Annotated in this window: 12 protein-coding genes; 6 read left to right on the forward strand and 6 right to left on the reverse strand. The window is 38.2% G+C overall.

Going from position 1 to position 12,636, the window contains the following annotated elements; genetic code table 11:
• Window positions 1–393 precede the first annotated feature (393 nt).
• The gene (locus tag IMO47_RS15040) at window positions 394–705 is read left to right on the forward strand and encodes an ankyrin repeat domain-containing protein (RefSeq protein WP_196075499.1); all 312 of its coding nucleotides are present in this window, start codon (window positions 394–396) and stop codon (window positions 703–705) included.
• 249 nt (window positions 706–954) lie between these two features.
• On the opposite strand, the gene IMO47_RS15045 is transcribed toward IMO47_RS15040, so the two are convergent.
• Genes IMO47_RS15045 through tssH form a run of 6 tightly spaced genes read right to left on the reverse strand, consistent with a single transcriptional unit; the run spans window position 955 to window position 8,513 of the window.
• Entirely contained in the window at window positions 955–1,938 is a 984-nt protein-coding gene (locus IMO47_RS15045; RefSeq protein ID WP_196075498.1) for a M15 family metallopeptidase, read from the reverse strand.
• Window positions 1,935–2,510, reverse strand: coding sequence for a hypothetical protein (locus IMO47_RS15050; RefSeq protein ID WP_196075497.1), 576 nt, complete (start codon window positions 2,508–2,510; stop codon window positions 1,935–1,937). The genes IMO47_RS15045 and IMO47_RS15050 overlap by 4 nt, the downstream gene beginning before the upstream one ends.
• A gap of 10 nt (window positions 2,511–2,520) precedes the next feature.
• Window positions 2,521–3,324 carry a type IVB secretion system protein IcmH/DotU gene (gene icmH / locus IMO47_RS15055; protein ID WP_196075496.1) on the reverse strand — a complete coding sequence of 268 codons (804 nt, stop codon included), beginning with the start codon at window positions 3,322–3,324 and terminating at the stop codon, window positions 2,521–2,523.
• Between the two features lie 12 nt (window positions 3,325–3,336).
• Window positions 3,337–4,701, reverse strand: coding sequence for a type VI secretion system baseplate subunit TssK (gene tssK, locus IMO47_RS15060; RefSeq protein ID WP_196075495.1), 1,365 nt, complete (start codon window positions 4,699–4,701; stop codon window positions 3,337–3,339).
• 6 nt (window positions 4,702–4,707) lie between these two features.
• On the reverse strand, window positions 4,708–5,817 hold the full coding sequence (gene tssA, locus IMO47_RS15065; RefSeq protein ID WP_196075494.1) for a type VI secretion system protein TssA: 1,110 nt from the start codon (window positions 5,815–5,817) through the stop codon (window positions 4,708–4,710).
• Window positions 5,818–5,834: 17 nt separating this feature from the next.
• Window positions 5,835–8,513 carry a type VI secretion system ATPase TssH gene (tssH, locus tag IMO47_RS15070; protein WP_196075493.1) on the reverse strand — a complete coding sequence of 893 codons (2,679 nt, stop codon included), beginning with the start codon at window positions 8,511–8,513 and terminating at the stop codon, window positions 5,835–5,837.
• Between the two features lie 364 nt (window positions 8,514–8,877).
• Here tssH and IMO47_RS15075 point away from each other — a divergent pair, with 364 nt between their 5' ends.
• The 5 genes from IMO47_RS15075 to tssE all read left to right on the forward strand — a co-directional run bounded on the left by IMO47_RS15075 (window position 8,878) and on the right by tssE (window position 12,632).
• Window positions 8,878–9,528 carry a hypothetical protein gene (locus IMO47_RS15075; RefSeq protein ID WP_196074651.1) on the forward strand — a complete coding sequence of 217 codons (651 nt, stop codon included), beginning with the start codon at window positions 8,878–8,880 and terminating at the stop codon, window positions 9,526–9,528.
• A 30-nt stretch (window positions 9,529–9,558) separates the two neighbouring features.
• On the forward strand, window positions 9,559–10,068 hold the full coding sequence (gene tssB, locus IMO47_RS15080; protein ID WP_196074652.1) for a type VI secretion system contractile sheath small subunit: 510 nt from the start codon (window positions 9,559–9,561) through the stop codon (window positions 10,066–10,068).
• A complete protein-coding gene (gene tssC, locus IMO47_RS15085) occupies window positions 10,061–11,542 on the forward strand; it encodes a type VI secretion system contractile sheath large subunit (protein ID WP_196074653.1) in 1,482 nt (493 codons plus the stop codon). Before tssB ends, tssC begins: the two co-directional genes overlap by 8 nt.
• A 47-nt stretch (window positions 11,543–11,589) precedes the next feature.
• Window positions 11,590–12,093 (forward strand): type VI secretion system tube protein Hcp, encoded by a 504-nt coding sequence (locus IMO47_RS15090; RefSeq protein WP_004723558.1) that lies wholly within the window; start codon window positions 11,590–11,592, stop codon window positions 12,091–12,093.
• Between the two features lie 65 nt (window positions 12,094–12,158).
• Window positions 12,159–12,632, forward strand: a complete 474-nt coding sequence (tssE, locus tag IMO47_RS15095) for a type VI secretion system baseplate subunit TssE (RefSeq protein ID WP_196074654.1) — start codon at window positions 12,159–12,161, stop codon at window positions 12,630–12,632.
• The last annotated feature ends 4 nt before the right edge of the window (window positions 12,633–12,636 follow it).

The raw sequence follows: 12,636 nt of genomic DNA on the forward strand, positions 1-12,636 counted from the left end.
GTGATAAAATGTATCTATCATATTTATCAGCTTTCTCTTAAAATGATTGAGAATGACACCAGATATGATAAATCAGTAGAGATCGTATTGAACATATTCAGGCAGAGTCTGAAAACAAAATTACATTAAATCAATGGTTAGAATATATAGAGAATGATCCTGACATGGAACGTAATGAGCATGTTCAGTTTATTACTCCTGAAAATACGGTTTTAAGTATTAAAACTGAAAGATTAACTGCCTGGAAAGGCTGTTTTAGGTATCCTGAGGGGATAAATTTTAATTTAAATAGCTATAAAGGGTAGAAATTTTGGTGATTCTCTAACATTCTTTGAATTCAATATTGTTTTTTAAAGTTTTGAGTTAGATAACTCATTCAACTAGGACTTTTTAATGAAACTTAACTCATTTTCTCCGATTCCAAACAATGATGAAGAACTTCATCTTCCTGAACTGATTTATGCTGCTTCTTTGGGAGAGATTGAGCTTGTCGAGCAGCTTTTGTCACAGGGCATTGATCCCAATCAAACAGATGAAGAAGGCTATAGTGCATTACACGCTGCTGCTGAAAATGATCATTTAGAAATTGTGAAATTGTTAGTCAATCAGGGGGCTGATGCCCACTATAAGTCAAAATATACAGCCTTGGAACTGGCGGAAATGGCAAATAATAAAGAAATAGTCGAATATCTAAAGAAATTATAAATTTAAAAATAATGATATAGCGATAAAAAGAAAACCCCATCATCCTGATGGGGTTTTCTTCGTATTGGTTGCTTAGATCTGACTCCTGTCTAATCTCACGTTCCTGATGCTCAGACAATTTATTATTGTTGTTTTGTCTGGGAAACTTCCTGTTCCCTATGACTATAGAATATAAAATAAAGTGCTGATGGTATAGATGACAATAGCGGTGATTGTTGTAAGCATTTTCCTACAAAAATTGCTTTACTACTAATTCACCTCAATATTATTGGCCATAAGCCCTTTACCTTGTGCTTCTGCAATTAAGCGTTCAGCCGATTCACGGTTTTTACGAAGCCCCGGCATACGGAATTCAGTATGCCCATAGTCATGAATCCTTGTCCAGCGACCGCCCCACGTTAACCCAACAGATTCAGCGACAACACCATACAATTGATATCCTTTCCAAGCCCACGGATCACGTTCTGAAATTACAACCTTACCATCTCGTTTAAAGGCAACATCGGCAGCTAAACCAAATTGATGGTAACTCTGATAAGCTTTGGCCAAAGTGGTTGCTGTATTCCCAGATAGGCGCGTTTGACGTTCAGGACTCCGATAACCTTCTAAAAGAACCATTTCATAACCATGACGCTCTTTCATGATTTTAAAGACCATCAGTAGACGTTGCTTATAACTTGGGTGCATTTTGTCCCATTTACGGTCGACCATTGCCGTATCAAAACTACTTCTTTGGTCTCCGACCCCTTCATTGTCAATTGCTGATGGATTCACACTCGGAAATTGATGATTGGGAAGTGGATTTTCTCTTTCTAGGATTTGAGCTTGTACAATTGCCGCATCAATTAAACTTTCATCAACGGCAGGGGGAGGGCTGAGAACCTCTCCATTAAGCAATGCATAGATTTGTGGATCTGTTTGTCTTAAGTATTCTGCTTCTACTTTTGTAGGATCAATTGGTCGAGTGAATGCAAACACTAAAATACTGGACAGCAGAAAAAAACCCGCAATCAAAATCCACCATTGCTGTAAATGCCAATGGGTCTGAGTTTGATTTGCAGAAGCTGCTTGATTCATTTGCTCTGCAAAATGTTTTGCGGAAGCTAATTTTTTCTTTCCTTGGGGAAGTAATGCTCTTAAATAGTCTAAAGTTTTATTTCTAAGCTCATAAGACATTAAAAAAGTGAGGCCAAGGACCAAAAAGATAAAACAAATAACGACAAACAAAATCATGGTTTGTTTTCAGTCTCTTTTCGTTCAATGGTCATTTTAACCGTTGCTTCAGGCGAAATCTCTGGTGCTTCTTCCTTTTTCGCTGGATGTTCTTTTTCAGCTGCTTTTGGCTCTACTTTTGGTTTGACTGCAGGTACTACAGGTTTTGCAGGTACGGCGGGTGGTTTAGATGCGATTGCAGAGGCAGGCTTGGCTTCTGGTTTCAGCATTTGTTCAAAAGGGGAGCTGCCCTTAGGGCTAGGTTGAGGTGCTGGTTTATTTTCATGTTTAAAAATCTGGTTAAAGTCTTTGTCATTAATATGTTGTTTATAAACACCCGCACTTTCATCATGTGGATTGGTTGCTGCTTCTTCTGTATGGGTTTGTATATCTGCTTCTTGAGCGGTAGCAGCAGCTTCAGTTGTGTCTGTGACAGTTTCAGACTGATTAAGATTGATAAAAATAAAGAAAAAGATCGCCGAAACAATGATCCCTGTTAATAAGCCAAGCAAAAAAACTGATGATTTCCCCAAAGTTTTTTTAACCGGCTTACTTTGTAATATACGAATAGAGGTTTGCTTTTCTTGTGTCATAATTTTACCGTCAAGGCAATAGAATCGTGATATGCGCTTGTTCTGTTGGCGCTGCAATTACATTGTTAAATTTGGCAAGTGACGCATTTTCATTTTTATTCAACATAATTTTTAGTCCTGCAAATGCAAGTACTGCAAACAACAACAGGAAAATTAAAATCCAAACAAACGGTAATTCTCGATGAATAATATTTTTAATTTGATCTGGTAAAGCAGCAAAAGGTGAAAAAGCAGCTTTTTTACCTTTTAAATAATCAATTTCATCACCTACTCGTGCAACCAGATGATTTAAACTTTCAATAGATTCAATGCGATATTTACCTTGAAAACCCAGCAGTAAGCAATAATGATAAACTTCGAGTGATGCTAATCTTTCTTTACCACGTGCACGAATCTGTTCTAAAAATTCAAAAAAGCGATAACCTGCCAATTGTGAACCGAAAAGGGTTAATTGTAATGGACTAATCAACCAGTGGTTTTGTAGATTAAAGAATGAGGGATCTTGTTGCGTGACAATGGTTTCATCAAGCAATGCACAATAAGCATATTTTGCATCTTGAATATCTTCTCCAGAAAATTGGAGCTTTTTTGCTTGATGTTCAAAACGATTGAGCAGATCTAATATTTTCTCTTTAAAACGATCTGCATTCTCAGGAACATACTGATTTCTGATTAAAAATACAATATAAAAACCATCATGCAGAAGATCAACCAAATTGGTTGCCTGTGTATTTTTTGAAGGTTGAGGTACAGCACCTGCACCAATTTGTCCATCATCGAACAGTGAAGGGGCGATATTATTATTCTGACTCATTGGATCATCCTCTTAACCGTTCATCACTGCGATGAGTTCAATACTGATATCTTGGAAACCTGCTGGTACATAAATACAGATGGTTTCTGAATCAAGCATGCGCTGGTACATTTCATGGTGCGGCTCAATTTCAAAATAGCTCACGCCTGAACGTACTGGAATCGCTGTTGGGATTTGTACCAAATGATGGATTGGAATTGCTGGAAGTGCTGCAACGACACGTTGCTCTACATCCACTGTATTACCAACTTTGAAACGTAAAGGTACGATTTGAATCAATTCATGAGTTTGCATCATGCTGCTTGAAACTGCAATATAAAGCCTTGATTCTTTAGTGATTTTATCTGTTTCTAAGCTGCCTACCCAATACGATGGACGAATTTCTTTCAACGCAATACTGATATAACGGCTTGAAATAATCGTATCTAATAATTCGCGTAAGATTTTATCCAGCTGGCTAAAGCTATCTTGCAAGTTATGGTGTTGATATTGTGGCAAATGCTCAACTTCATATGCTGTAGAGAACGTGAGTAATGAACCAGTTAAACGGAGCAGTTCAAAGAATAATTTCTCAGGATGAATTTGAGGATTTTGTAGAAGATGGTTTAATGTTGCATGAGCTGTATTGAGCGCATTCACTAACCAAAAAGACACAATATCACCCGATCTAAATTCGATCAGTTTTTGTTCATTTTCCCGATTATTGGTTTGAATCATTTTGATTTTTGCACGAACGACATTTAAGGTTCGTTTTAAATTCGCCAATAAAGTTTCATTTGACTGGATGTGCAGAATTGGCGGAATATATTTGGAATCAATTTCAAAATTGCCTGAACTATGACGTTTGATCTTGCCAATTGCCAAATATAAGAAGCCATCTAAATCCTGATTTGGATCTGCTTGAATATCAAAAAGTTTGAATTCAGTACGACGTCTTAAGAAAGTAATTTCAGCAGGCGTTGCATCTGTAAAAAGATCATGTGTTTCATTCAAATAAGAATGGTATCGTGCAGGTTGTTTGTCCTGATCATCGGAAATGTTTTTCTTATTCGGTTGTAGAATCGGCAATGCTAAATAAATCAGCATTTCACCACGCAAGTTCAATTCATCTAATAAAATCGGTTGTGGTAAAAGATCTTTGGCTGGTGCTTGATAGATTTCACCATCTTGCCAAATCATATCAATATGCTCTAGAGCCAGAACATGAGTACCCAATTGAGTTTCATCAAAGCGAAGATTTTTGATGCCATAAGGATAGGGAACTGTAGAACGAATTGTATGATTTAAACGTTGTTCTTGATATGTATCTTGGAGTTGGAAATGCTGTGGTCTTAAAAATAAACCTTCACCCCAAAGAACTTTTTCGGCTTTAAACATATTTGATTACCACTCAGAAGATTCATTATTTTGGTTGACGCCCAATAATTCTTGAATAGAATCAAGGGGATTGTCATTTTTAATGACTTGAGTTAACCATTCATGTAAAGGCATTTGACTCCATTTAATGGTTTTTTGCAGCATATAACTGACTGGGCTATGAGGCTCATTGGTTTGAAAATAATCAGCAATATCTTGTAAAACACGCATTGCCTGTTCACGATTTTGTAAATGGCTCTGAGGCTGTGGCTGGAAGGTTTGTGCTTGAGCCACGGGCGCTACGTAGGATTCTGTAACGCTTGCTGCAGCTGTCTGAGCTTGGTGATCTGTATTTTCCATAGGCGCTGTATTGGTGCTAGTACCAAATGATTCTGCTTTATAGATTTTTTTTAGATTCATTTGAATATTTTCAAGTTGTGAATCTACATGAGCAAAACTTGGTGCTTCCAACTCCATTAGTGAATCAAGCACTTGTTTAATGACATTCCAATGCTGCAAAATTTCCTGAAATTGCTGATAATTTTGATATTGGAAGGTACGGGAAGTATTGAATAAAGCCTGATTGAATTGGTCTAACTCTAATGATGCTTCAACACTGTCAGAATCTTCGGCTTGCTTACGACGCACATTTTGTAAATGCAAGAATTTTTCGTATTGGGCAAGGGAGTAAAAGGGTTGAATGTTGATTAGAGGCACATTTTTGATCAAGCCAGGCAACTGTGTGGTAAAGCCTTGGAGTAATCCTAGACGTTGGTCTAGATCATCATCTTCAATTTCAGGATGAAGCTTTAACCAGAATTGTTCTAAGATTCGATGGCTTAATTCTAAGCCTTTAATTAAGCCCTCAAAACCATATAGATTTGTCCAAGCCTCGGTCAGCCAAGTCAGTAAACGGATATCCTTAGTTTTATCTGTTAATAATTGAACAGATTTTTCAGCAACGAATGACCAATCCGCTTGCTTAGGTTCAGAGATCCAATCCCCTTGATCTAAGAGCGGATCATCATGTATTCGTGCTTTTTTTATTTCATGAAACTCATTGGAAAAAGATAGATCTTCTCCACATGGATGATCCTCTGAAATAGGTTTTAGTAAGGTATCTAAATTAATATCCATTCTCTATACTCGTGAGTTTAAGCTTCCACAACCTTTGGCTTCTTACTCGATTTCTTCTTTGCAGATTTGGCTTGTGGATCTAAAAGGTAAATAATTTCATCATCTTTGGTGTCGATATGAATCAATTTAGGAATTTTTTGTTCTGCTAGCGCAACCAGCATTTCAGTCGCTAATGCAGGTAAGACGGAAGCATTTAAAATATTGTCAACATTACGCGCACCACTATCCACCTCTGTGCAGCGACTGAGAATTAACTCGATCAAATCATCGCTATAGGTCACTTTGGTTTCATATTGTTTTTCAAGTCTTGCTGTGATTTTACCGATTTTATGTTCAATGATTCGGACTAGGAGATCATCATGCAATGGGAAATAAGGCACGATTCGCATACGACCCAAGAATGCCGGTTTAAATTGCTTATATAAACTTGGCTTAAGCTGTTCTGTCAGTTCTTCTGCGCTTGGCCATTCTTCAACAGGTTGATTTAAACAAGCCTGCATAATTGCATTTGAACCTGTATTCGAGGTCAACAAGATCGTCGTATTTTTAAAATCGATGACCCGACCTTCACCATCCTCAAGTGTTCCTTTGTCGAAAACTTGATAGAACAATTCTTGAACATCGCTATGGGCTTTTTCAATCTCGTCCAGTAAAACAACGCTGTAAGGATTACGTCTAACCGCTTCGGTTAATACACCACCCTGACCATAGCCCACATAACCTGGAGGAGCACCTTTGAGTGAGGAAACAGTATGTGCTTCTTGGTATTCAGACATATTGATGGTGATTAAGTGCGATTCCCCACCATAAAGTTCATTGGCAAGAGCTAAAGCTGTTTCAGTTTTACCTACACCACTTGGTCCGACCAGCATGAAGACACCTTGTGGTTTATTCGGGTCTTCTAAACGTGCTTTGGATGTTTTAATCCCTTGAACCAGTTGATGTAATGCATAATCTTGTCCCATTACACGTTGTTCAAGTTTTTCTTCCAGGCTGAGAATTTGTTTAATTTCATCATTGACCATTTTCCCAACAGGAATACCTGTCCAATCTGAAATAATTTCATTGATGATTTGTGCATTGACACGCTCAAAAACCAGAGGTTCTTGACCTTGTAGTTCAGCTAACTGATTGCGAAGTTTTAGGATTTCATCTTTATGGCTCGCCAGATCCGCATCTGTATTACTTTCTAATGCCTTGATTTGATGAATCAATGCCAATTCCGCTTGCCATTGCTGTTCAGTTTTTTGAATTTCTTGATCAAGTGTGTCTAAAGCGTGTTTAAGTTGCGTTAAGCGTTCTTCATGGATTGACTGATGTTTATGCTCATTTTCAATGATATTGAATTCTAAGCTTAAATTATGTTGTTGAGCTTTAAGTTGATCCAATTTTACAGGTTGGGCATTTTGCGTGAGTGCAACACGGGCTGCGGCCGTATCCAATACGCTAATGGCTTTATCTGGAAGTTGGCGTCCACTGATATAGCGATGCGATGAATGTACGGCAGTCACGATCGCTTCATCATCAATACGCAAGTTAAAGTGATTTGCCATTACTGGAATCATGGCGCGTAGCATATCAATGGCGACTTCTTCTGTCGGCTCTTCAACTTTCACCACTTGGAAACGACGGCTTAAAGCTGCATCTTTTTCGAAATATTGTTTGTATTCTGCCCAGGTTGTGGCAGCAATGGTTCTTAATTCACCACGTGCCAAAGCTGGTTTTAATAAGTTTGCTGCATCATTTTGCCCCGCTTGACCACCTGCACCAATCATGGTGTGGGCTTCATCTATAAACAAAATAATAGGGTGTGCAGATTGCTGTACTTCTTGAATCACTTGTTTTAGACGATTTTCAAACTCACCTTTGACGCTTGCACCTGCTTGTAACAAGCCCATATCTAAAGAATGCACTTGAACATTTTTGAGTGCGTCCGGAACTTGGTTTTGTGAAATCTTAAGTGCCAAGCCTTCGACTACAGCAGTTTTACCTACACCAGGCTCACCCGTTAAAATCGGATTATTTTGACGACGACGCATCAGAATATCCAGCATCAAACGAATTTCGTACTCACGTCCAATGACAGGGTCAATTCCACCTTTTTGAGCTTTTTCAGTAAGGTTGATAGTGAACTGATCAAGAGCAGGGGTTTTTTTAAGAGAGGCTGAATGATCACCTGAAACAGCTTCTGATTTGGCTTCTTTTTCCGTGGTATTTACAGGAACATTTTCGTTACTGTTCACGCAAATTTCCAAGAATTTATGCTTCATCGTATCAATCGGAAAAAGATCAAATAAGCTAGAAGCTCGAACTGCAATTTGATACAGGTCTGATGCAGTAAGTAACGCAATGAGTAAGTGTCCGCTGCGGATCACTGAATCCTGTTCAGCTGAAGCGAGCAACCATGCTTGTTCTAAAAGTCGAACAATTGATTTTGAAAAGATTGGGGTTCGGGTATTGCCTTTCGGAAGTTGAGAAATGCATTCTAATAAATCACTTAACAATGCATCTTTTGAAATTTTGCATTTGTTGAGTAATATTTCAAGATCATTGCCATGCTGTTCAAGTAGTTTGACAAAAAAGTGTTCAATTTCAATTTCAAAATTTTGATGATTTACACATAGATTGGCGGATTGTTCTAAAGCTGTACGTGAAGAAGCAGATAACTTTTTAATCAAAACTTTTAAATCGGTCATTTTTGTCTCTCTCAAAAACTTTACTTTGGCTCAAAGTCAGTTTTTAATTTTCTAGCCAATCAAGTTGGCATTTAAATTAGTATATTAAAATCAAATGTTTAATATTTTTTTAAAAATCTCAAGAAATATTTTACAGAAAAAAAAACTTTTGTGAAGATAAGATATTATTGATATTATCCAAACACTTTAAAAAACTTTTTTTATCAATCGTTTGAAATGTCGATACGAAATTTCACTTGACTAAAAGCGTTTTTTTTAGTTTTATTTCTAAGATTTTAAACGAAGTTGCTTTAATTATATATATTTATAAAACATCAAAAGTAAATCTATTGAATAACTGAATCAAGTGAATTGAGGTTAGATTTTGAAGAATTATATCCCGTACATTTTAGTTCTTGGAGCATCATTTGCGAGCACCTTTGTTAGCGCAAACGATGAGATCAAACTAAAAAGATCATGTATCAAAGACTATCCAATGGTTGAAGGCGAGACAAATCCTGAGCTGCTTGGGATTTATGCGCAATTGTGTGATAAGAAGAATAAAGACTATAAAAACAAACTGTTGGTCTCGGCTGCGGAAAAATTCCAACAGCTTGGCAAAAATGAAAAAGCACTTCAGATCGTCAGTTATTTAGACACATTGAATATTCAAAGCAATGAGTTGACTGATGTTAAGTTCCTCGCAAGTCTTGGTTTAGCTTCAGATGCGCTAAACAAGATGCGTACCAGTGAAATGCGCTACTTAACAGAAGCCAAAACTTATCCAGTTGCGAAAAACTTTACTGATGCTGTCCGACAAGCAATGCCAGCTGCTGTTCTGGTTGAAAAAAATCAGGAAAGTGCTCCAGTTGTAGAGCGTGCACGTCCTCAGAAAGTGAGCCGTCCTCAGAAAGTGAACCGTACTTCGCCGACACGTTCTGCCCCGTCTTCATCTAAACCTGCAGCATCTAAACCTGCTGCTACTCCAGCAAAACCGAAGCCGACACCAGCAGCTAGACCGAATTTCCCAACATAATTTATTTGCTCAAATTAATGGATAAAAAAAATGTCAAAACGTGAAAGTGTACAGAAAAAATTACAGCGAATCAGACCACCACGTGTTCAGCTGACTTATGATGTTGAAGTGGGCGATGGTAAGGAAATTAAAGAATTACCATTTGTTGTTGGCGTGCTCGGCGATTTCTCTGCAGCTTCTGAATTAGAAAGAACCAAGTTAAAGGACAAGAAATTTATCAATGTTGATTTAGAAAACATTGATGAAGTGATGGAATCATTGTCTCCACGTGCAGCTTACCAAGTTGAAAATACTTTGACTGAAGAAGGTGGGCGTATGTCGGTTGATTTAACATTTAAGTCGATGGAAGATTTCCGCCCTGAACAGGTTGTGCAGCAAGTTGAACCACTGAAGAAGTTGGTTGAAGCGCGTGAGCGTTTAACAGACTTGAGAAATAAAATTTCTAATAGTGAGCGTTTGGAAGACTTGCTTGATGAGGTTTTACAGAATACGGATCAGATCCGTAAATTAAGTGCTGAGGCGGGTCCAGAAAATGAGTAATTTACAAAGCAATACTGTACAGGATACAGCTGTAGAAGAAGTAAGTTTACTTGATTCTATTGTGGAGCGTAGCCGAATTGCACGTAATGAAGAAGAGCATGATCGTGCGAAAAGCTTAATTAGTGAGTTGGCAAAAGAAGTCATGGCAGGAACAATTACTGTTTCTGAAAACATGTCCCTGTCTATAGATAAGCGTATTGCGGAAATTGATGCACTTATTTCGACTCAACTCAGCAAAATCATGCACAACGAGCAGTTTCAAAAAATTGAATCGACTTGGCGTGGTTTGTACTATTTTTGCCAAGAGTCACCATCTAATCCATTGATCAAAATTCGTATGTTAAACACAACGAAAAAAGAGTTGATCAAAGACTTCCAAGGTGCAACTGATTTCGATCAAAGTACATTGTTCAAAAAAGTGTATGAAGAAGAATATGGTTCATTTGGTGGTGCGCCTTATGCCACCTTGATTGGTGATTTCGAATTCGATCGTACACCATCAGATATGTACCTGTTAGAACAGATTTCTCATGTTGCAGCGGCAGCGCATGCACCATTTATTTCGGCTGCGAGTAGTAACATGCTTGGGCTTGAGTCATTTACTGATATTGATCGTCCGCGCGACGTTTCAAAAGTGTTTGAAACAGCTGAATATGTACAGTGGCGTTCATTCCGTGAAAGTGATGATGCGCGTTATGTTGCATTGACCATGCCACGTGTTTTAGGACGCTTACCTTATGATCCTAAAGAGGGATGGGCAACTGAAGGCTTTAACTTTGTTGAAGAAGTTTCAGGTCAAAATCACGACGAATATTTATGGATGAATGCTGCTTATGCTTTTGGTACGCGTTTGACCAATGCCTTTGACCTGCATGGTTGGTGTGCCGCTATCCGTGGTGTAGAAGGTGGTGGTATGGTAGAAGGTTTACCTGTACATACCTTTAAAACCAATGACGGTGAAGTGGTGTTTAAGTGCCCAACAGAAATTGCCATCACTGATCGTCGTGAAAAAGAATTGAGTGATTTGGGCTTTATCCCACTGGTGCATTGCAAGAATACAGACTATGCCGCATTCTTTGGCGCACAGTCTACGCAGAAGCCGAAAAAATATGACAGCGATACTGCGAATGCAAACTCATCACTTTCTAGCCAGATCCAGTACATCATGGCAGTTTCTCGAATTGCACATTATTTAAAAGCAATGATGCGGGATAAAGTCGGAAGTTTTGCATCGGCTGGAAATGTAGAAGCATTTTTAAATGAATGGCTATCACAATATGTATTGCTTGATGATGGCGCGTCTCAAGAAGCAAAAGCACAGTATCCACTGCGTGAAGCTTCTGTAAAAGTTGTAGAGAATCCTGCAGAGCCAGGGCACTACAAGTCTGTGGTCTTTTTAAGACCGCATTTCCAGCTAGATGAGTTGTCAGTTTCTCTGCGACTTGTCACTGAGTTACCTCAGTCCTCGAATTAAAATAGAGCGTGGCTAAATAATAACTTTAAAAAATAAGGGTAAATCCAATGAAAGACATATACGTTCAATTTCAAGGCAAGTACAAAGTTGATGGTGAGTCACGTGATTCTGAGCACAAGAACTGGCTAGAAGTTAATTCTTGGTCTCACAACATCCGTCAACCGAAATCTGCTACTTCTTCAAGCGTTGGTGGTCACACTGCTGAACGTGTAGAACATTCAGACATGCTTTTCGTTAAAGATTTGGATGCGACTAGTCCGAAACTTTGGGAAGCTTGTTCTGCTGGTTATACTTTTGACGAAGTTCAAATTGATTTTTACCGCGCAAACGGTGACAAACGTATCAAGTACCTCCAAATCAAACTTAAGCATGTTCTTGTTTCAAGCGTAACACCGACTGTAAATGAAGAAGGTGTTCCAACTGAAGCATTTGGTTTGAAATATGCTGCAGTTGAGTGGACTTATAATCAACAAGATATTAACGGTTCTGCTAAAGGTGCCGTTACTAAGAAATGGTCTCTTTCTAACAATACAGCATCTTACGCTGCTTAATTGTTGTTTGAGACGGGTAGGGGCTGAAAAGTCCCTACCTGTTTCATATCATTAGAATATCAGTTATGAACTTAGATCAACTTTATCCCTATGGATTTCGATCTACACTATTTGATCGCTTGATTGTTGAAGATGATTATGTAAAAGGGCTTTCCATACATGAGCTAAGAGAGTCTGTTGCTCATGATTTAGAAGATTTGTTAAATACCCGAATCGCTAAACTAGATTTGGATATTGATGATTATGCTTTAGCCAAAAAATCGATTGTACAGTTTGGGATTATTGATTTTGTTGGACTTTCAACTGCCAACCCCACAGATCGAGATGTTATTTGCCAGTCCATTGAGCAGTCGATCGCTGCGCATGAGCCACGATTAAAACAGATTAAAGTAGAAATGCAGCTAGATGATCAGAATGTTGGTTCTTTATGCTTAAGCATTCAAGCCTATTTAAATATTCATCCGCTTTATGAACCTGTAATTTTTGATGCCTTACTCAAGCCAACAACACAGCAATATGTAATCTCTGCCAGATCTTAAAAAT

The organism is Acinetobacter sp. Res13-Abat-PEC15-P4-01, from assembly GCF_015676285.1.
GTDB classification, from domain to species: domain Bacteria; phylum Pseudomonadota; class Gammaproteobacteria; order Pseudomonadales; family Moraxellaceae; genus Acinetobacter; species Acinetobacter nematophilus.

What these genes read in the sequence shown, in the direction of transcription:
- IMO47_RS15040 (WP_196075499.1), top strand. Translation starts at nt 394, where the DNA reads ATGAAACTTAACTCATTTTCTCCGATTCCAAACAATGATGAAGAACTT.
- IMO47_RS15045 (WP_196075498.1), bottom strand. Translation starts at nt 1,938, where the DNA reads ATGATTTTGTTTGTCGTTATTTGTTTTATCTTTTTGGTCCTTGGCCTC.
- IMO47_RS15050 (WP_196075497.1), bottom strand. Translation starts at nt 2,510, where the DNA reads ATGACACAAGAAAAGCAAACCTCTATTCGTATATTACAAAGTAAGCCG.
- icmH (WP_196075496.1), bottom strand. Translation starts at nt 3,324, where the DNA reads ATGAGTCAGAATAATAATATCGCCCCTTCACTGTTCGATGATGGACAA.
- tssK (WP_196075495.1), bottom strand. Translation starts at nt 4,701, where the DNA reads ATGTTTAAAGCCGAAAAAGTTCTTTGGGGTGAAGGTTTATTTTTAAGA.
- tssA (WP_196075494.1), bottom strand. Translation starts at nt 5,817, where the DNA reads ATGGATATTAATTTAGATACCTTACTAAAACCTATTTCAGAGGATCAT.
- tssH (WP_196075493.1), bottom strand. Translation starts at nt 8,513, where the DNA reads ATGACCGATTTAAAAGTTTTGATTAAAAAGTTATCTGCTTCTTCACGT.
- tssB (WP_196074652.1), top strand. Translation starts at nt 9,559, where the DNA reads ATGTCAAAACGTGAAAGTGTACAGAAAAAATTACAGCGAATCAGACCA.
- tssC (WP_196074653.1), top strand. Translation starts at nt 10,061, where the DNA reads ATGAGTAATTTACAAAGCAATACTGTACAGGATACAGCTGTAGAAGAA.
- IMO47_RS15090 (WP_004723558.1), top strand. Translation starts at nt 11,590, where the DNA reads ATGAAAGACATATACGTTCAATTTCAAGGCAAGTACAAAGTTGATGGT.
- tssE (WP_196074654.1), top strand. Translation starts at nt 12,159, where the DNA reads ATGAACTTAGATCAACTTTATCCCTATGGATTTCGATCTACACTATTT.